This is a genomic window from Biostraticola tofi (assembly GCF_004343195.1).
Taxonomy (GTDB): Bacteria; Pseudomonadota; Gammaproteobacteria; order Enterobacterales; family Enterobacteriaceae; genus Biostraticola; species Biostraticola tofi.
In genome coordinates, this window is sequence record NZ_SMCR01000004.1 from 24,619 (window position 1) to 43,254 (window position 18,636).

At 55.4% G+C, this 18,636-nt stretch carries 14 protein-coding genes and 1 pseudogene; 11 read left to right on the plus strand and 4 right to left on the minus strand.

Features of this window, described 5'->3' with window-relative positions; translation table 11 throughout:
• The first annotated feature begins 1 nt into the window (after nucleotide 1).
• From EDC52_RS09960 to tldD, 4 genes are all read left to right on the plus strand, one after another.
• Nucleotides 2-595 (plus strand): Maf family protein, encoded by a 594-nt coding sequence (locus tag EDC52_RS09960; RefSeq protein WP_131865186.1) that lies wholly within the window; start codon nucleotides 2-4, stop codon nucleotides 593-595.
• Nucleotides 585-2,054, plus strand: coding sequence for a ribonuclease G (gene rng, locus EDC52_RS09965; protein ID WP_131865187.1), 1,470 nt, complete (start codon nucleotides 585-587; stop codon nucleotides 2,052-2,054). Before EDC52_RS09960 ends, rng begins: the two co-directional genes overlap by 11 nt.
• Before the next feature lie 91 nt (nucleotides 2,055-2,145).
• Nucleotides 2,146-5,967: an AsmA2 domain-containing protein YhdP gene (gene yhdP / locus EDC52_RS09970; RefSeq protein WP_131865188.1), complete on the plus strand. Its 3,822-nt coding sequence runs from the start codon at nucleotides 2,146-2,148 to the stop codon at nucleotides 5,965-5,967.
• A 108-nt stretch (nucleotides 5,968-6,075) separates the two neighbouring features.
• Nucleotides 6,076-7,521 (plus strand): metalloprotease TldD, encoded by a 1,446-nt coding sequence (gene tldD / locus EDC52_RS09975; protein WP_131865189.1) that lies wholly within the window; start codon nucleotides 6,076-6,078, stop codon nucleotides 7,519-7,521.
• Nucleotides 7,522-7,685: 164 nt separating this feature from the next.
• Here tldD and aaeR read toward each other — a convergent pair whose 3' ends face one another.
• Complete coding sequence (aaeR, locus tag EDC52_RS09980; RefSeq protein WP_131865190.1) at nucleotides 7,686-8,612, minus strand: HTH-type transcriptional activator AaeR; 927 nt, start codon at nucleotides 8,610-8,612, stop codon at nucleotides 7,686-7,688.
• A gap of 322 nt (nucleotides 8,613-8,934) precedes the next feature.
• On the opposite strand from aaeR, the gene aaeX reads away from it, so the two are divergent.
• The 5 genes from aaeX to EDC52_RS10005 all read left to right on the plus strand — a co-directional run bounded on the left by aaeX (nucleotide 8,935) and on the right by EDC52_RS10005 (nucleotide 13,981).
• Entirely contained in the window at nucleotides 8,935-9,138 is a 204-nt protein-coding gene (gene aaeX / locus EDC52_RS09985; protein ID WP_131865191.1) for a p-hydroxybenzoic acid efflux pump operon protein AaeX, read from the plus strand.
• 7 nt (nucleotides 9,139-9,145) lie between these two features.
• Nucleotides 9,146-10,078, plus strand: a complete 933-nt coding sequence (gene aaeA / locus EDC52_RS09990) for a p-hydroxybenzoic acid efflux pump subunit AaeA (RefSeq protein ID WP_131865192.1) — start codon at nucleotides 9,146-9,148, stop codon at nucleotides 10,076-10,078.
• 15 nt (nucleotides 10,079-10,093) lie between these two features.
• Nucleotides 10,094-12,052 carry a p-hydroxybenzoic acid efflux pump subunit AaeB gene (aaeB, locus tag EDC52_RS09995; RefSeq protein ID WP_131865193.1) on the plus strand — a complete coding sequence of 653 codons (1,959 nt, stop codon included), beginning with the start codon at nucleotides 10,094-10,096 and terminating at the stop codon, nucleotides 12,050-12,052.
• Nucleotides 12,053-12,169: 117 nt separating this feature from the next.
• Complete coding sequence (locus EDC52_RS10000; protein WP_131865194.1) at nucleotides 12,170-13,618, plus strand: NAD-dependent succinate-semialdehyde dehydrogenase; 1,449 nt, start codon at nucleotides 12,170-12,172, stop codon at nucleotides 13,616-13,618.
• 96 nt (nucleotides 13,619-13,714) lie between these two features.
• Nucleotides 13,715-13,981 carry a barstar family protein gene (locus EDC52_RS10005; RefSeq protein ID WP_131865195.1) on the plus strand — a complete coding sequence of 89 codons (267 nt, stop codon included), beginning with the start codon at nucleotides 13,715-13,717 and terminating at the stop codon, nucleotides 13,979-13,981.
• A 138-nt stretch (nucleotides 13,982-14,119) separates the two neighbouring features.
• Here the strand turns inward: EDC52_RS10005 and yjgA are convergent, their stop codons facing one another.
• Nucleotides 14,120-14,668, minus strand: coding sequence for a ribosome biogenesis factor YjgA (yjgA, locus tag EDC52_RS10010; protein WP_131865196.1), 549 nt, complete (start codon nucleotides 14,666-14,668; stop codon nucleotides 14,120-14,122).
• A gap of 277 nt (nucleotides 14,669-14,945) precedes the next feature.
• Between yjgA and pmbA the strand changes: the two genes are divergently transcribed.
• Nucleotides 14,946-16,286 carry a metalloprotease PmbA gene (gene pmbA / locus EDC52_RS10015; protein WP_131865197.1) on the plus strand — a complete coding sequence of 447 codons (1,341 nt, stop codon included), beginning with the start codon at nucleotides 14,946-14,948 and terminating at the stop codon, nucleotides 16,284-16,286.
• 130 nt (nucleotides 16,287-16,416) lie between these two features.
• Here the strand turns inward: pmbA and panE are convergent, their stop codons facing one another.
• Nucleotides 16,417-17,346, minus strand: a complete 930-nt coding sequence (gene panE / locus EDC52_RS10020; RefSeq protein WP_131865198.1) for a 2-dehydropantoate 2-reductase — start codon at nucleotides 17,344-17,346, stop codon at nucleotides 16,417-16,419.
• Between the two features lie 246 nt (nucleotides 17,347-17,592).
• Nucleotides 17,593-17,748 (minus strand): annotated as a pseudogene (locus tag EDC52_RS20420) (helix-turn-helix domain-containing protein); the annotation flags it as partial.
• 324 nt (nucleotides 17,749-18,072) lie between these two features.
• Here EDC52_RS20420 and EDC52_RS10030 point away from each other — a divergent pair.
• Nucleotides 18,073-18,621, plus strand: a complete 549-nt coding sequence (locus EDC52_RS10030) for a hypothetical protein (RefSeq protein WP_131865200.1) — start codon at nucleotides 18,073-18,075, stop codon at nucleotides 18,619-18,621.
• Nucleotides 18,622-18,636: the final 15 nt, after the last annotated feature.

The following is an 18,636-nucleotide window of genomic DNA, read 5'->3' on the forward strand; positions in this document are numbered from 1 at the left end:
GATGACTCCGATTTACCTGGCGTCAGGCTCGCCAAGGCGCAAAGAATTGCTGGCAATGCTGCCCGTCACATTCGAGGTGCTCAGCACTGAGGTGGAAGAACGACGTAATCCGGCTGAGGGCGCGCCTGAGTATGTCAAGCGCCTGGCATTGATGAAAGCGCAGGCCGGCGTGGCAGTCGCGCCGTTACCCTATCCAGTGCTGGGCGCGGATACCATTGTAGTGCAGAGCGGTGAAATCCTGGAAAAGCCCCGGGATGCCGAGCACGCTGCCCTGATGCTGAGCCAACTCTCCGGGCAGCGCCATGAGGTGATGACCGCGGTCGCCTTTGCAGATAATTCTTATCAACTTTGCCATACTGTCACCACCGAGGTGACATTCAGACGATTGTCCACCCTGGAGATTTGCCGGTATATCGCTACCGGCGAGCCGATGGACAAGGCGGGTGCCTATGGCATTCAGGGACTGGGCGGGGCCTTTGTCAGGAGCATTAACGGCAGCTATCATGCGGTCGTGGGCCTGCCGCTGGTAGAAACCAAAGAATTGCTTGATCAATTCAATGCATTACGGGGTGAACGAGGACAACATGGCTGCTGAATTGCTGGTCAATATCACGCCTTCAGAGACGCGGGTCGCCTATATCGATGGCGGCATCCTGCAAGAAATCCATATCGAGCGCGAAGCGCGGCGCGGTATTGTCGGTAATATTTATAAAGGCCGGGTAAGTCGGGTGTTGCCAGGCATGCAGGCGGCGTTTGTCGATATCGGTTTGGACAAAGCGGCTTTTTTGCATGCCTCCGATATCATGCCGCATACCGAATGCGTGGCGGGCGAGGAGCAAAAGAACTTCCATGTCCGGGACATTGCCGAGCTGGTGAGGCAGGGGCAGGACATCATGGTCCAGGTGGTAAAAGATCCGCTCGGCACCAAAGGTGCGCGTCTGACAACCGATATCACGCTGCCCTCACGCTACCTGGTGTTCATGCCTGGCGCTGCCCATGTCGGTGTATCCCAGCGCATCGACAGCGAGGCTGAGCGAGACCGACTTAAAAAGACCGTATCCGCCTATTGCGATGAGCAGGGCGGATTTATTATCCGCACCGCCGCCGAAAGCATTGGTGAGGACGAACTGTCCCAGGACGCTGCCTTCCTGCGTCGTCTGTGGACCAAGGTAATGGAGCGTAAGCGCCGTAACCAGAGTAAGTACATGCTATACGGGGAACTCGCATTGGCGCAGCGTATATTGCGTGACTTTGCCGGTGCTGCGCTGGATCGTATCCGGGTAGACTCCCGCTTGACCTATGATTTGCTGGTGGAATTTACCGCTGAATATATTCCCGAAATGACCGATAAGCTTGAGCACTACAGCGGCAAGCAGCCGATTTTCGACCTCTATGACGTGGAGAACGAAATTCAGCGCTCCCTGGAGCGAAAAGTCGAGCTTAAATCCGGTGGTTACCTGATTATCGATCAGACTGAGGCAATGACCACCATCGACATCAATACCGGGGCGTTTGTCGGGCACCGTAATCTGGACGAAACCATTTTCAATACCAATATCGAAGCAACACAGGCTATTGCACGCCAGCTTCGGTTGCGCAATCTGGGCGGTATCATCATCATCGATTTTATCGATATGAATAATGAAGAACACCGACGCCGGGTACTGCACTCTCTTGAGCAGGCGATGAGCAAGGATCGCGTTAAAACCGGTATCAACGGATTTTCCCAACTGGGTCTGGTCGAAATGACCCGCAAGCGGACGCGTGAAAGTATTGAACATGTGCTCTGCAGCGAGTGTCCAACCTGTCATGGCCGAGGCACCGTCAAAAGCGTTGAAACGGTCTGCTATGAAATCATGCGCGAGATCGTTCGCGTTCATCACGCTTATGATTCGGACCGATTTCTGGTTTATGCCTCGGCGGTGGTGGGGGAAGCGCTTAAAAGCGATGAGTCCCATGCGCTGGCGGAGGTGGAAATTTTTGTCGGCAAACAGGTTAAAGTACAAATCGAGCCCTTGTACAGTCAGGAACAATTTGATGTAGTCATGATGTAGGCCTGCCGCGATTGATGAAAAAAAAGCACAAAAACGATAATGACAGCCTGCTCATCACCAGCGGCGAGCGATCGGAAGCAAGGAGAGGCATGTGAGGCGATTACCGGGCATTATAATGGCCCTCTTTGCTACCCTGATTGTTGTGGTTGCACTGGTGGTAAGTGGGCTCCGCCTGGCATTACCTCATCTGGACACCTTTCGTCCAAAGATTATTGAAACCCTGAACCGTCATTACGCTATGGATATCCATATCCGGGAGATGCACGGCAGCTGGCAATCGTTCGGACCAACGCTTGATATCGGCGGTATCGATGCTGCAGCGCCCAATGAACAATTCACCATTCAGCGCGTGACGGTAGCGCTGGATGTCTGGCAATCGTTGCTGCACTGGCGTCTGCAGTTCAGGGATGTGACCTTCTACCGTTTGAATCTCAATCTTAACAGCACGTTGCTTGGGCGTGATAATCAGGGTAGCCCCATCAAGGCCGACCGGATGTCGGATCTTTTCCTGCATCAGTTTGATCACTTTATTCTGCGTGACAGCCAGCTGTCATTCCTGACGCCTTCCGGTGAGCGTTCCACTCTTTCGATACCCCAGCTTACCTGGCTTAATGGCCGCGACCGCCATCGGGCCGAGGGCCAGGTCAGCCTGTCCAGCGTTAATGTGCAGCAAGGCGCGATTGATGTACGCATGGACTTGCATGACGAGAAAGGGCTGCTGGACAAGGGCCGGGTATATCTTCAGGCTGACGGCATCGATCTCAAACCGTGGTTCAGTCAGTGGCTGCAGAGCAACACCGGCCTGACCCAGGCGGATTTCAGTCTGGCCGCCTGGCTTTCGATCAAGGATGGCGACGTTGACGAGGCCGACGTTTTCCTGAATCAGGGCCGTGCGTTATGGCAGGAGCAGGGGCAAGATCACCGTGTGGACGTCGATAAACTGGCGCTGCATCTTACCCGCCAGAATGAAGGCTGGCATATGGCGGTACCGCGGCTAAATATTGCCACTGATGGTGATTCGTGGGCCGATGGGAAGCTCTCCCTATTCTGGCAGCCGGAAAAAAACCATTTATTTGCCCCGGATAAAGCCGGCGAGATCCGCCTGCGTGCCAGTAATCTGGAACTCGAGCGATTTTCCGCCTTCCTGCCGCTGTTTTCTTCCCTGACGCCTCATCTGCGCGACCGGTGGAACGACTTGGCGCCCAAAGGGCATCTCGCCATGCTGGCGATGGATATACCGCTTAATGATTCAGGTAAGACCCGCTTTGCCGCCCGTTGGCGGGATGTGGCGTGGCAACAGTGGCAACTGCTGCCCGGCGCCGATAAAGTCTCGGGAATGGCCGCCGGCACGGCGGCGGCAGGCCAGATCTCGCTGGCGCTGACTGACAGCACCCTGCCTTATAAGGAAATGTTTCGCGCCCCGCTTGACGTCAGCAGCGCCAGGGTCAACCTGGAGTGGACCAATGACGCCAGTGGATTGATGCTGGCGGGGAAAGATCTCGATATTCAGGCTCGCGCTTTGTGGGCCACCGGCGATTTTCGCTTCCACAAGCCGGCAGCGGGCCAACCCTGGCTAGATATTCTTTCCGGCATGCGGTTAACTGATGCCGCCCAGGCATGGCGCTATTTCCCTGAGCCATTAATGGGTACCCATCTGGTGGATTATCTCACCGGTGCGCTGCAAGGGGGAACCGTCGATAACGCTACCCTGGTGTTTGCCGGCAACCCCAGCCAATTCCCCTTCAAACACAATGACGGCCAGTTTGAAGTCTGGGTGCCGTTGCGACAGGCAACGTATGAATTTGAACCCGGCTGGCCAGCACTGACCAATCTGGCTATCGATCTGGACTTCCTCAACGACGGTTTATTCATGGATGCCCCCCAGACCCGATTGGGTGAGGCGACAGGAAAAAACATCGTCGCCACCATTCCTGACTATTCCAGACAGAAGTTGCTGGTCGATGCGGATATTAGCGGCCAGGGAAGCGCTATTCGCGATTATTTTTATCAGACACCGCTGAAGAACTCCCTGGGCAAAACCCTGGATCAGCTGAAAGTCGGCGGTAATGTCAATGGCACCCTTCATCTGGATATCCCGCTGACCGGTCAGCAGCCGGTAGCGTCCGGTAAGGTAAACCTGGCTGGCAATTCGCTGTTCGTCACCGCATTAGGCACCGGCTTCAAGGACTTGAGCGGTCAGTTCCGCTACAGCAACGGCAATCTGGAAAGCGATACCCTGAAAGGCAACTGGTTCGGGCAACCGGTGGCTATTGATTTTACCTCCACCGAACATGACAAGGGTTTTGATATTGATGTCGGACTGCGCGGCGACTGGGCGCTAAATCGCCTGTCAACTATTCCGCCATCCCTGGCGAGCGCTCTAGGCGGACGGGCATCATGGCAGAGTGACATTGCCATTGCGCTGCCCTTGGCCGGGAATACCACCTATCAGGTTGAAGTGAAAAGCGATTTAAAAAATGTGAGCAGTCACTTACCCGAACCCCTGGACAAAGCTCAAGGTCAGGCTTTTCCGGTAACGGTTAACGTTCGGGGTGACCTGAACGCCTTCCGACTAAGTGGCCATGCCGGACAGAGTAACGCATTCAACAGCGAATTCCTGCTGGCCCGGCAGTTGACGCTGGCGCGGGGCGCCTGGAACAGTAACAGCACCCGGATCCCCTCTCTGCCTGAAGATCGCAGCCTGAGCTTATCCCTGCCGGCGCTGAACGGCGAGAAATGGCTGGCGCTGATGATGCCGCTGTCACAATCGGCTGGAAAATCCGCCGCCAGCCGTTTTCGTTTTCCCGACGCCCTGGCGCTGTCGACCCCGGCTCTCACTCTGGGCGGTCAGCGCTGGCATGATCTTACCCTGACCCGCCGTAATATCGCCGGCGGCACCAGGGTGGATGCCAAAGGACAGGAAATTGCCGGTACGCTGAGCATGTTAGATAACGGTATCTGGCGAGCGGCCCTGGATTATCTTTATTATAATCCTGAGTGGCCTGAAGATAAGGCTTCCGCCGGCGGCGGCCAGACGGACCCGTTACCTGACGCGGAACGGCTGAAGGATTTCAGCGGTTGGCCTGCGGTTCAGTGGCGCTGCAAGGCGTGCTGGGTAAAAGGCCAGAACTTCGGCCGGGTCGATGCCGACCTTACGCCGCAGCGTAATACCCTGACGTTGACCGACGGCCTGGTCGATACCGGTAAAGCCCGGCTGGTGGTCGAAGGGAGCTGGACCCTGAACGGCGCGCAAAGCCGTACCTCGCTGAAAGGTAAATTGAGCGGAAAGAGCATCAGCGTGGCCACTGATTACCTGGGCATTGATTCGCCACTGCGAGATTCCCCTTTTGATATCGACCTGGACCTGCACTGGCAGGATGTTCCCTGGTCACCGCAGTTGTCCAGCCTTAACGGCGTACTGCACAGCTCGCTCGGCAAAGGGAAAATCGATAATATCAGCAGCGGGCAGGCTGGCAGGCTGCTGCGCCTGATAAGCTTCGATGCACTGCTGCGTAAACTGCAGTTTGATTTCCGGGATGCATTTGGTCAGGGGTTCTATTTTGATTCCATTAAAGGCAGCGCCTGGCTTAAAGGCGGCACCCTGCATACCAGCGATCTGCTGGTGGACGGTCTGGAGGCGGATATTGCCATGTCGGGTGATGTGGACTTTACTCGCCAGCAGATCGACATGAAAGCGGTCATTACCCCTGAAGTTTCGGCGACCGTCGGGGTAGCCACGGCGTTTGCCATCAATCCGGTGGTCGGGGCGGCGGTGTTTGCCGCCAGCAAAGTGCTGGCGCCGCTGTGGAGCAAGATTTCGCTGATTCGTTATCGCATCACTGGCCCGCTGGATCAGCCGGTCATTGAGGAAGAATTACGCCAGCCCAGGCAGCCTGGCGACGGCGATAAATAATCCGCCTATTTGACGTGGGCGGTTAATTGCCTCAGTCTATAAATAATATTAATCATGGTTTATGCCAGCGCCGGGCTGGTCAATTTATCATTACTAGAGTGGAAACCTATGAGTCTGACTTTTGTAAGTGAGCAGTTACTTACGGCAAATAATCTCAAGTATGACGACCTGTTTTCACTGCTGGAACAGATGAGCACTCGCCGTCTGGACTATGCCGATCTTTATTTTCAGTCGACCTTCCATGAGTCCTGGGTCATTGAAGACGGCATTATCAAGGACGGTTCTTATAATATCGATCAGGGGGTCGGGGTCCGGGCGGTCAGCGGTGAAAAAACCGGCTTTGCCTATGCGGACCAGTTGACGCTGAATGCGCTGGAGCTCAGCGCCCAGGCGGCCCGCAGCATCGTCAGCGAGCAGGGTAACGGTCAGGTACACGCTTTGGGACGGGTCAATTACGCACCCCTATACCCGGTGCTGGATCCCTTGACCAGTCTGCCGCGCGAAGAGAAAATCGCCCTTTTGCATCGGGTCGATAACGTGGCGCGGGCTACCGACAGCCGGGTGCAGGAAGTGACTGCCAGCCTGTCGGGCGTATATGAGCAAGTACTGGTCGCGGCGACTGACGGCACCCTGGCGGCCGACGTTCGTCCGTTGGTGCGTCTGTCCATCAGTGTTCAGGTTGAGCAGGATGGCAAGCGTGAACGCGGTTCCAGCGGCGGCGGCGGCCGGGTAGGCTATGACTTTTTCCTGCAGACCGCCGAGGGTGATGTCCGGGCTGATGCCTGGGCGCGGGAGGCGGTGAGAATGGCGCTGGTCAACCTGTCGGCCGTGGCGGCCCCCGCAGGCGCGATGCCGGTGGTGCTGGGTGCCGGCTGGCCGGGCGTGCTGTTGCATGAAGCGGTCGGACACGGTCTGGAAGGTGATTTCAACCGCCGCGGCAGTTCGGTATTCAGTGGCCAGATGGGCAAATTAGTGGCCTCCCCACTCTGTACTGTCGTGGATGATGGTACGCTGCCGGGACTGCGCGGTTCATTGGCCGTTGATGATGAAGGGGTGCCGGGACAATATAATCTGCTGATTGAAAACGGCATTCTGAAAGGTTATATGCAGGATAAACTGAATGCACGGCTGATGGGGGTTGCCCCTACCGGTAATGGCCGACGGGAGTCCTATGCGCATCTGCCGATGCCGCGGATGACCAACACCTATATGCTGGCTGGCGACTCTACCCCGGCGGATATTATTGAAAGCGTCGAGTTTGGCCTGTATGCGCCTAATTTTGGCGGCGGGCAGGTGGATATAACTTCCGGCAAGTTCGTGTTCTCTACCTCCGAGGCCTATCTGATAGAAAAGGGTAAGATCACCCGGCCGGTGAAAGGGGCGACATTGATAGGCTCGGGCATCGAAGCGATGCAGCAGATTTCCATGGTCGGCAACGATCTGGCGCTGGATAAAGGCGTGGGTGTGTGCGGCAAAGAAGGCCAGAGCCTGCCGGTTGGTGTAGGCCAGCCTACGTTGAAGCTCGATAAAATCACCGTCGGCGGCACCGCCTGATACTGTCAATCAGCCGCATTGTCGGCAGGGTGCTTAACTGCTGCCGGTGACTGTTCGGAGCCGGCAGGCCTGCTAGCAACCGACCCACCCTGTTGCAGCCACGTTTTCTGGCTGCAACAGGTAAAGTTCTTCGCCAGCTATCGTCAGGCCGGCCATTCTGTTCTTCAGCTAATTGTTTCCTGGCGGAATGCCTGATAAACCGCCGATACCCGCTTAAAGTATTCAGTCAGATAGTTGATACAGACCTGAACCTTAAGCGGCATCTTATCTTTCTGGGTATAAACCGCATGCACCGGCCGCGGCTCCGAATGGTAGCGATTGAACAGGATCTCGACATTGCCCTGTTTTATCTCGTCCAGCACCCACATAATCGGTACATGGGCGATGCCCGCACCGGCGATTAACCAGCGAATCAGCGTCTGGGAGTCATTGGTGGCAAACCGGCCCTGCGGCGCAAGATGCAACGTTATCCCTTCCGGCGCAACCAGGTCGAATTCACTGTCCGGCCTGACATCATATTCCAGCCATGAAAAGTTGACGATATCGCCCGGTTTTTCAGGCGTTCCCTGCTGCTGCAGATAGCTTTTGGCGGCGCACACCACCATCGGCATTGAACCCAGACGGCGTGAAAACAGACCTGAATCCTGCAGATTACCCACTCTGATAACCAAATCGAGCCCATCGGCGATGAGATCCGGGGCGGGGATACCGGTCACCAGGTTAACCGACAGGCCGGGATATTCCCGCAGCATATCGGCAGTCATTGACGCCAGCACGTTATGGGCCATGGTGGACGAACTGCCGATGCGCAGAGTGCCGATAGGCGTATTGTTAAAGGCGTACAGCTGTTCATGGACTTCATTGAACTCCTGCAGCATCCGTCGGCAGCCCTGATAGTATATTTTACCCGCTTCCGTCAGGCCGATACTGCGGGTACTGCGGTTGAGCAGCTTCACCTGCAGCTCATTCTCCAGACGGGAAACCGTCTGGCTGATTGATGAAACGCTCATTTGCAATTGCCGGGCGGCGGCGGTGAACGATCCGCCTTCGACCACCTTGGCGAACATCAGCATGCGTTTTAATCTTTCCATTATTCACTCTGGTTAAAAAGTGATTTAGATCACATTATGTTGAAAGTGTACGAATATAAAGGCTAAAATGGCCTTATCGGTTCGCAGTAACGGCCGTCGCTGTTGAAAATAAAGTCTAACTTTATCAGTCCTGACTAAACAGTAACACGGTGACCTGCCCTTGTCATTCAAGCCCTTATCCGCCTTTTCGCCAGATGCTCTCTTCGGCAGCCTACAGGTTCAGCGCACGTATTACCCTGCATGCTTATCGCTGTCGGCGGCCAGAGCCGTGGGGCAGCGGGTGTGCAGTGAGCCGTTTCTCTTAATGTAAAGGAAAGAAGTAATGAGTCTGTTCCCGGTTCTGGTGATATTCGGCTTGTCTTTTCCGCCGATATTTTTTCAATTACTGGTGTCGCTGCCGCTGTTCTTCCTGGTGCGCAGAATGCTGCAGCCGACCGGGATTTATGATTTTGTCTGGCATCCGGCCCTGTTTAATACTGCCCTGTATGGCTGCTTGTTCTACCTGACATCCTGTCTTTTGGTTTGAGGTCGCTGTGAAAACTGTTCCAACAAAAATAATCAGAATCGCGATAACTCTGTTACTGGTCCTGGTCGCGGCTATTGCCATCTTCCGCACCTGGGCCTTTTACACCGAGTCTCCCTGGACCCGTGACGCGAAATTTACCGCCGATGTGGTGGCCATTTCTCCCGATGTCAGCGGTTTGCTGACCGAGGTGAAAGTCAGAGACAACCAACTGGTACAGCAGGGTGATGTGCTGTTTGTTATCGACCAGCCTCGTTATCAGCAGGCACTGGCCGAAGCCCAGGCTGATGTCAGCTATTACCAGGCACTGGTGGCGGAGAAAAAGCGTGAAGCGGGACGCCGTATGCATCTTGGGACCAATGCCATGTCCCAGGAAGAAATCGATCAATCGAGCAGCGGCCTGGCGACGGTCTCCCATCAACTGGCCAAAGCCATGGCGGTACGCGATCTGGCTAAACTGGATCTGGATCGGACCTTGGTGCGGGCGCCGGCACAGGGCTGGATAACCAACCTGAATGTTCATGCCGGTGAGTTCATCACTCGTGGCTCGGTGTCGGTAGCGCTGGTCAAGCATAATTCGTTTTACCTGCTGGCTTATATGGAAGAAACCAAGCTTGAAGGGGTGCGTCCCGGTTACCGGGTTGAAATTACGCCGCTCGGCAGTAACCGCACTTTCTTTGGCACGGTTGACAGTGTCTCTGCCGGGGTGAACAACAGCAGCAGCGCGGTGGACAGTAAAGGGATGGCGACGGTGGACTCCAACCTGGAGTGGGTACGCCTGGCACAAAGGGTACCGGTGAAGATTCGCCTGGACAGCCAGCAGGGCAGCCTCTATCCGGCGGGCACTACGGCCACCATTGTGGTGACCGGGGCCGGAAATCGCGACCGCTCGCAAATGTCGCCCCTGACCCAATTGCTGCATCGACTGCGTGAGTTTGGCTAAGCGGATGATGAAATAATGCAACAATCGCTGTTTATCCGCTGCCGCTTTGCTTTCAAGCTCAGTTTCGCCATTGTGCTGGCGCTGTTCGTCGGTTTTCACTTTGACCTGGAAACCCCGCGCTGGTCGGTGCTGACCGCCGCCATTGTCGCTGCCGGACCGGCTTTCGCCGCCGGTGGCGAGCCGTTTGCCGGTGCTATACGTTATCGCGGCATGTTGCGCATTATCGGCACTTTTATCGGCTGTATAGGCGCACTGGCCATCGTTACGCTGAGCATTCGCGCCCCGGTGGTGATGCTGATGCTGAGCTGTATCTGGGCCGGCGTCTGCATGTGGATTTCATCGCTGGTAAAGGTGCAGAACTCCTATGCCATGGGACTGGCGGGCTATACGGCGCTTATCATTATCATCAGTATCCAGGGGCATCCTCAAGTCACACCGCAGTTTGCCGTTGAACGCTGCAGCGAAATCGTTATCGGCATCATGTGCGCCATCATGGCTGACATCCTGTTCTCGCCCCGATCCATCAAGCAGGATATCGATCGCACGGTGGATAAACTGCTGCTGGATCAATATCGGCTGATGCAGCTTTGCCTGAACAATGCGCCCAAAGAGCAACTGGACAACGCGTGGAGCGATCTGGTCAAGCTGACTACCGCTCTGTCAGGGATGCGCAGCAACCTGATGATGGAGTCGGCGCACTGGCAGAACTGCAACCGGCGGCTTATTGCGCTGAATACCCTGTCGCTGACGTTGATAACCCAGGCCTGTGAAACCTACCTGATTCTGCTCAACCATCCGGCATATATCAAAGCCCATCTGCGGCTGCTGCTTGATGAGCCGGTGACCAGCGTTGCCGATGTTCATAAACGGATGAAACTGCTGCGTCAGGTCATTACCTCAACGCCAACGCGCACCACGGCACCGACGGTCTATACCTGGGTCGGGACCGCCACCCGCTATCTACTGCTGCTTAAGGGGATAAAAAGCAACAGCCGCATCAGCGGCGTTGAAGAGCAGGTACTCGACAGCCAGTCGGTAGTATCTGCCCCCTCCGCCGAGCGGCACCATGCGATGATTAATGGCTGGCGTACCGGCATTTCTACCGCGCTAGGCTGTCTGTTCTGGCTTTGGACCGGCTGGAGCGCTGGCAGCGCATGCATGGTAATGCTGGCAGTGGTCACCTCGCTGGCGATGCGTCTGCCTAATCCGCTGATGGTGGCCAAGGATTTCGTATATGGAATGGCAATGGCGCTGCCAATTGGCGCTCTTTATTATATGTTTATTCTGCCCTCGACCCAGCAGAGCATGCTGTTGCTGTGTATCGCTCTTGGGGCGTTGGCGTTTGTCATCGGCATCGAAGTCCAGAAACGGCGATTGGGGAGCCTCGGCACCCTGGCCGGCACTATCAATATCCTGGTGCTGGAGAACCCGATGTCTTTTTCAGTCAGCACATTTATCGACAGCGCTTTAGGCCAATTGATTGGCTGTATCTTTGCCATGCTGGTGATCCTGCTTATCAGAGACAGTTCCAAGGCGCGTGTCGGCCGGGTGCTACTCAACCATTTGGTCTATGAAGCGGTTGCGGCACTGTCCACCAACCAGGCTCGGCGCAGGGTTAATCATTTGCCGGCGCTCTATCAGCAGCTGTTTCATCTGTTAAGCCTGTTTCCGAATGATGTGGCGAAATTCCGCCTGGCGCTGCTGCTGATTGTCGCTCATCAGCGGTTGCGCAGCGCGGATATTCCGGCGAATGCCGATCTCTCAACCTGGCATCGCCAGATCCGAGCGACTGCTGATCAGGTACTGGTCTCGCATAATGAGGTCCGCAGGCGTCGCTTCTTTAATCAGTTACTCGAGGAACTCGACGTCTACCAACAAAAGCTGGCACAGTATCAAGCCCCGAGATCGGTGACCGAACCGGTGTGGCGGCTGACGGACACCTTATCTCGTTATCGCAATGCGCTGATTAACTAAGCTATTTCCTCAGCCTGCATCGATGGGCTGAAAATTACCCGGTTGCACCGCTGAATAGGCACAGGGGTAAACGCTCCGCTATCGGGCGACTATACTTACGCCATCAGGAGGAAACATATGACTCAATTAAACCAGCACGACCTTTTTAAAACCGGCGCGTTTATCAATGGTGAATGGCATCGCGATGGCGCAACCTTCGACGTACAGAACCCCGCTACCGGTGAGGTTATCGCCCAGGTTCTCAAGGCAGGCATTGCCCAGACCAATGCAGCTATCGATGCCGCCTATACGGCTTTACCCGCCTGGCGTGCCCAGACCGCCAAATTTCGCTCAGACCTCCTCTATCGCTGGTACCAGCTTATTATCGATAACAAGCACTACCTGGCTGAGCTGATGACCGCCGAACAGGGCAAGCCAGTAAAAGAAGCCGAGGGCGAGGTACTCTATGCCGCCAGTTTTATACAGTGGTTCGCTGAGCAGGCCAAAAGGGTGAATGGTGAAATTATCCCTCCTGCCAAGGCCGGCTCGCGTATCCTGGCGACCCGTGAACCGGTCGGCGTAATTGCGGCGATCACGCCGTGGAATTTCCCGATGGCGATGCTGACCCGCAAGCTGGGGCCAGCGCTGGCGGCGGGGTGTACTGCGCTTATCAAACCCGCCAACAATACGCCGCTTTCCGCCTTTGCGCTGTTGGAACTGGCCCGCCAGGCCGGCGTGCCTAAGGGGGTTATCAATGGCGTCGCCGGCGACACCCACGCGATAAGCGATGCCATTATGGCGAGCAGTAAAGTGCGCAAGGTGACCTTTACCGGTTCGACAGAGGTCGGCAAGACGCTGATGCGCAATGCAGCGGACACCATGAAAAAGCTGTCAATGGAACTCGGCGGCAACGCGCCCTATATTGTGTTTGACGACGCCGATATCGACGCAGCGGTCAAGGGTGCTATCGCTAACAAGTTCCGTAATGCAGGCCAGGTATGCGTTAGCGTCAACCGTTTCTTTATCCAGGACGCGGTTTATGAAAAGTTTGTCCGCCAACTGGCCGATGAAGTCAGCCAACTGAAAGTGGGCAATGGCGCGGAAGAGGGGGTCGTGGTCGGGCCGCTGATCAATGCCGATGGCGTCGCCAAAGTAGAAGAGCATGTTAACGATGCCCTGGCCAAAGGGGGCCGGGCCGTTACTGGTGGCAAACGGCATTCGCTGGGGGGCAATTTTTTTACCCCAACGGTTATCGCCGATGCCGACGACAGCATGAAACTGGCCAGCGAAGAGACCTTTGGCCCATTAGCCGCCTGCTTCCGCTTTCATACTGAAGAGGACGTTATTCAGCGGGCGAACAATACACCATTTGGCCTGGCTGCCTATTTTTATACCCAGAACCTGCAACGGGTGTTCCGCGTTGCAGCGGCGCTGGAAAGCGGCATGGTGGGGGTCAATGAGTGTGCCGTCTCCACAGAACTGGCGCCATTTGGCGGCGTGAAGGAATCGGGGCTCGGCCGTGAAGGTTCCGTCCTCGGCATGGAGGATTACCTTGAGGTTAAAACGTTACACTTAGGCGGCCTTTGATCACCCTTTTTGCCATGCTTGTGTCATGGGGCTGTGGCATGCTGAAAGGACAGCCGGCGTTAAGCCGGATAAAATCTACCGTGCGGAGAATGCTTGATGGGGAAAGTATCCTTTGATTTTAACCAGATACCCAATCTTGGAGCTTTTTACCGCGACTTTGGTCGCCAGTTTTCCCTGGAACTTACCGAGGAAACCAATCTTGACGACCTGTGGCTCACCGTCACCCAGCAGTTGCCGTTGCCGGTAGAGATCGAGTTTCTGCATCTGAATGCGTCGAAGAAACGCCGCTTTGGCGCATTGATTCTGTTGTTCGAAGAGGCTGAGGAAGAGCTAGACGGCAAGCTCAGGTTCAATCTTCACTAATAGGCCCGCCGGCCTGCGGCCACATTATCGGCACCGTCCAATCCGGTCATAAGCCTTGCCACCCCCAGGTCCGGGATGCCGGTAACGGCATTGTTACTCAGGCAGCCTGGTCCGGGTTGCGGACAGCTATAGCGGTCGCTATTCGGTTTCGGCCAGTTCACGCAGATATTTGAAGATATCCCGTGCGGTTTTAGGCGGCTTGTTGGCAGCGGCTTCTTTCTGGGCATTCCGTACCAGCGAACGCAGTTGCTGGCGGTCGGCGTGAGGGTAGAGCGCCAGCACGTCGGCAATACCTTCGTCCCCTTGCTCTATCAGCTTGTCACGCAGTTTTTCCAGTTTGTGAAACAGCGTGATTTGCTGGTTATGGCGATTTTTCAGTTTATCCAGTGCTTCCTGGATCGGTGCCGGATCGCGGGCGCGCAGCATTTTACCGATAAGCTGGATCTGACGGCGCTGGCCTTCGCGCTTAATACGCTGGGCCAATTCGATTGCGCCCCGCAAGTCATCGTCCAGTGGTATTTTTTCCAGCGCATTTTTTCCCAGGCTAACCAGCTCGCTGCCAAGATCCTTCAGGGCTTCGGCATCGCGCTTGATTTCGCTTTTACTGACCCAGATGATTTCATCATCTTGGTCATCGGGCAGGTCTGCCGGCTTTTCATCGCGCCAGTCTTCAGGATGTTTGGTCATGGTATGGTTCCTCAAAAAGAGGCTAATCCTAACAGGTTGCAAGGGATGATCAACGGCATTATTCCACCGCGCTCCGGCTATTATCAACTTATGGCTCCAATTGCGCCATAGCCGTTCAGCCAGTGACCCGCATAAAGTGCCAAATGCCCCGAGGGCTGATAGACTTATGTTAATGACGCGACAGCGGTTTCAGGCTGGCTGACAGCAAAACCCGATTCCCGCCGGTCGCCGGCGGAATCACCATCTGGCGGAAAACTCTATGAATGATGGCGGATCAATGAAATTAGTTACCCAGGTTGCAGAACAGCGCAAAATTTTGGAAAACGCAGTCGCCCAGGCTCTGGAACTGGCCAGCGCCGGTTCGGATGCGGCGGAAGTCGGCGTTAACAAGAGCACCGGCATCGGTATAAGTACTCGTTACGGCGAAGTGGAGAACGTTGAATTCAACAGCGATGGCGCGTTAGGCATCACCGTCTATTATCAGCAACGCAAGGGCAGCGCCTCTTCTACCGATCTCAGCCCTGATGCCATTGCCCGCACCGTCAATGCCGCATTGGATATTGCTCGCTACACTTCTATAGATCCGTTTGCCGGTCCGGCGGATAAATCTTTGCTGGCGTTTGACGCCCCTGATCTGGACCTGTTCCACCCGGCTGAACTGGATGCTGAGCGCGGTATCGCCCTGGCGGCCCTGGCTGAACAGACCGCCCTGAAGGCGGACAAGCGGATTACCAATACCGAAGGCGGCAATTTCAATAGCCACTTCAGCACCAAGGTGTACGGTAATAGCGCCGGTATGCTGCAGAGCTACAGCAGCAGCCGCCACTCAATCTCTACCAGCGTCATTGCCGAAAGCGGCGGCGATATGGAACGCAACTACGCCTACACCATCGGCCGGGCGTTCGAGGATATGCGTTCCGCTGAATGGGTGGGCGAGGAGTGCGCTCGCCGTACCCTGGCTCATCTCAATCCACGTAAATTATCCACGATGGAAGCGCCGGTCATGTTCGCCGCCGAAGTGGCGACTGGGCTGTTCGGCCATCTGGTCGGGGCGATTAGCGGCGGTAATGTCTATCGCAAGTCGACCTTCCTGCTTGATTATCTGGGCAAAGCTATCCTGCCCGACTGGGTGAATATCGAAGAGCGCCCCCATCTGCTCAAAGGGTTGGCTTCATCGCCCTTCGACAGCGAAGGGGTACGCACTCAGGATCGGGATATCGTCAAGGACGGAATATTGCAGACTTGGCTGCTGAGCAGCTATTCGGCCCGCAAGCTGGGGCTGCAGACCACCGGGCATGCCGGCGGCATTCATAACTGGCGGATTAATGGCCAGGCGCTCGACTTCGATGCCATGGTAAAGAAAATGGATCGGGGACTGGTCGTGACCGAGCTGATGGGCCAGGGCGTCAGCGCCATTACCGGCGACTACTCGCGCGGTGCGGCCGGTTTTTGGGTTGAAAACGGACAGATACAGTATCCAGTCAGTGAAATCACTATTGCCGGTAACCTGAAAGATATGCTGCGCAATATTGTGAGCATCGGCAGCGACGTAGAGACCCGCAGCAATATTCAGTGTGGTTCGGTGTTGCTGCCCTCGATGAAAATCGCCGGTCAGTGATCGGCGCTGAATCACTACGCCTGTCAGTAACCGGCGCTGAATCATTGCGCCGGGCTTGGCCGGGCCGCCATCAATACTATCGATACTGATGGCGGCAGGCTGGCCTGCTTATCGGGTATGGCCAGGGTCGTCAAGCGTCATCAGCTGCCCTGCTCTGCTGATAGACCGACATATGCGTGCGGGCAGCCGCCAGTAAAGGGGTGCTGAGTCCGGCCTTGTCAGCAAGACGCGCCAAATCGCCCAGTATCTGGTCCGCTTCCACCGGATTGCCGCCTATCATGTCGCGATACATGGAGGAAGTCATGGTGGAATTTTTGTCGGTCAACATGCCGCGGGTCTGGTTCAGGAATGGCTGATTACGGCGATAGCCCTGGGCCTCCAATATCGATGTAATTTCCTCAATCACCGCCAGCGCAAAGGCTTCGCCGCCATCGGCACGGGCGGTCTGGCCGATAGTGCCGCGCATCAGGCAGGTAATCGTCCCCAGGCTTGCCAGCAAAATCCATTTTTCCCACATTTCGCTGATAATGTCGTCTGAAGCATGGGTCGTGAACCCGGCGCCCTGGAATGTTTGCTCAATCTGGATAATTCGGTCTGAGCGGCCGCCAGCCAGTTCTCCGTAAGCGATAAGATGCAAATCATTGAGATGGACTACGCGGCCTTGCTCGTCCAACGTCGACGCTATTTTACACAGCCCGCCTATCACTGCCGCTGCGCCGAATCGCGCCGTTAGCGTTTCCAGATGCCTGAAGCCGTTAAGTATCGGCATGACGACGGTATCGCTGCCAACCGCGGGAGCGATATCGCTCATCGCCTGTTCCAGGTAAAAAGCTTTCACCGTCAGCAGGATAAGATCGTAGGTTTGGTTGAGCTTATCGGCGGTGACCCATTGCGGATGCAGCGTCAGATTACCCTGCGGGCTCAAAATCTGCAGTCCCTGCTGTTCAAGGGTCTTTGCCCGGCCGGGACGTACCAGAAAAGTGACATCCCGTCCGGCCTGCGCCAGGCGACCGCCAAAGTAGCCTCCGGTAGCGCCGGCGCCAACCACTAATATCCGCATGATTATTTCCTTCTGGTGAGAGTCGACCACAGGATCTCCTGCAGCGCAGAGGCTTAAATATAGATCGGTAGATTTATAATATAAATGGAAAATAAGAGTGGGCATCATTTCGGATGCGTATTGGGCACCGGTGATGGCCCGACCCATGCCTGCAATGCGGGTAAACGTTGAAAAGTTCTGCAGGATTAACGACTTCGATCGTGATTCAGGGCGCGGCGACCATCCACCAAGAACTGTCTGGTAAGATCAGCGCATTTCTGAACTCATCGCTGAATTACCATGAGCCTGCTTACGAAAGGCCGTCGGTGACATCCCACAGATCCGCAAAAATTGCCGATTGAAGTGGGATGTAGTCATGAACCCCAACGCCAGCATGATTTCAGTGACAGTCAATTGAGTAGTAAGTAATAATTCTTCGCTGTTTCAATCATTAAGCTGTTGAACCACTGCGATAGATGGCACTGGCATACCGCATTGTCTGAAAAAGCCGGCCCTTCAGGTTGATTTCATAACTGATGCTAAACAGTAACTTACTTCACAGTGACTTCTACTACTAATTACCTAAAATGCGGCATGCGTTTAATACCAGCCAAGGAAATGGTAGTCACCATGTTGTTATCATTGAAAATATTCCCCAGCCTATTTTCTGTAATCAGACCCTTCAGCCTGGTCCGTTCCCTCGTTTACCCCATGTTTGTCGCCGCGGCCCCCGCCTGGGGGCATTCAATGCCAGTCAGCGCCTGGGGACATTCAATGCCGGTCAGCGCTGAAATGCAGACCATGGGTGAGACTGAAGAGTATGAAGAGGTGCTTTGGCCTTTATCTTACGAAAAAGATGAGCCCCCGCTCTGGCCAGAAGATAGACCCTATGCTGATTCCAGTGAATCGGCGTCAACTCACAATGACAACGAGCAGGTTAAGGATTTGAATAATCAATCAAGCGTAATCGTAACTGAAGAGGTAACCGATGTTCATTATGTGAATGAGTCATCCGAACTGAGGGGAGATTGCCAAGGCCCGGCTGATTACGCTGAAAAAGAGCAAGGTTGTCTATGCGCCGGTAATCCTTCTGCCGCAGATAGATCGCCGGATTGGGCAGATAACCCGCTTGAACCGTTAGCGCTTAACAATGATGCCGCAGTGGTGGCGCTTATTCTGAATGACCTGACCCTCCCGCCCAGTGGGAAGGACGAACGGCATCAGGAATCAGCCATGGCGGAATTTGAAACTGGCTGGACTTGGCAAGAGCCATGGCCTTGGGCCTGGAACGGATAATGCCGCTTATCCGGC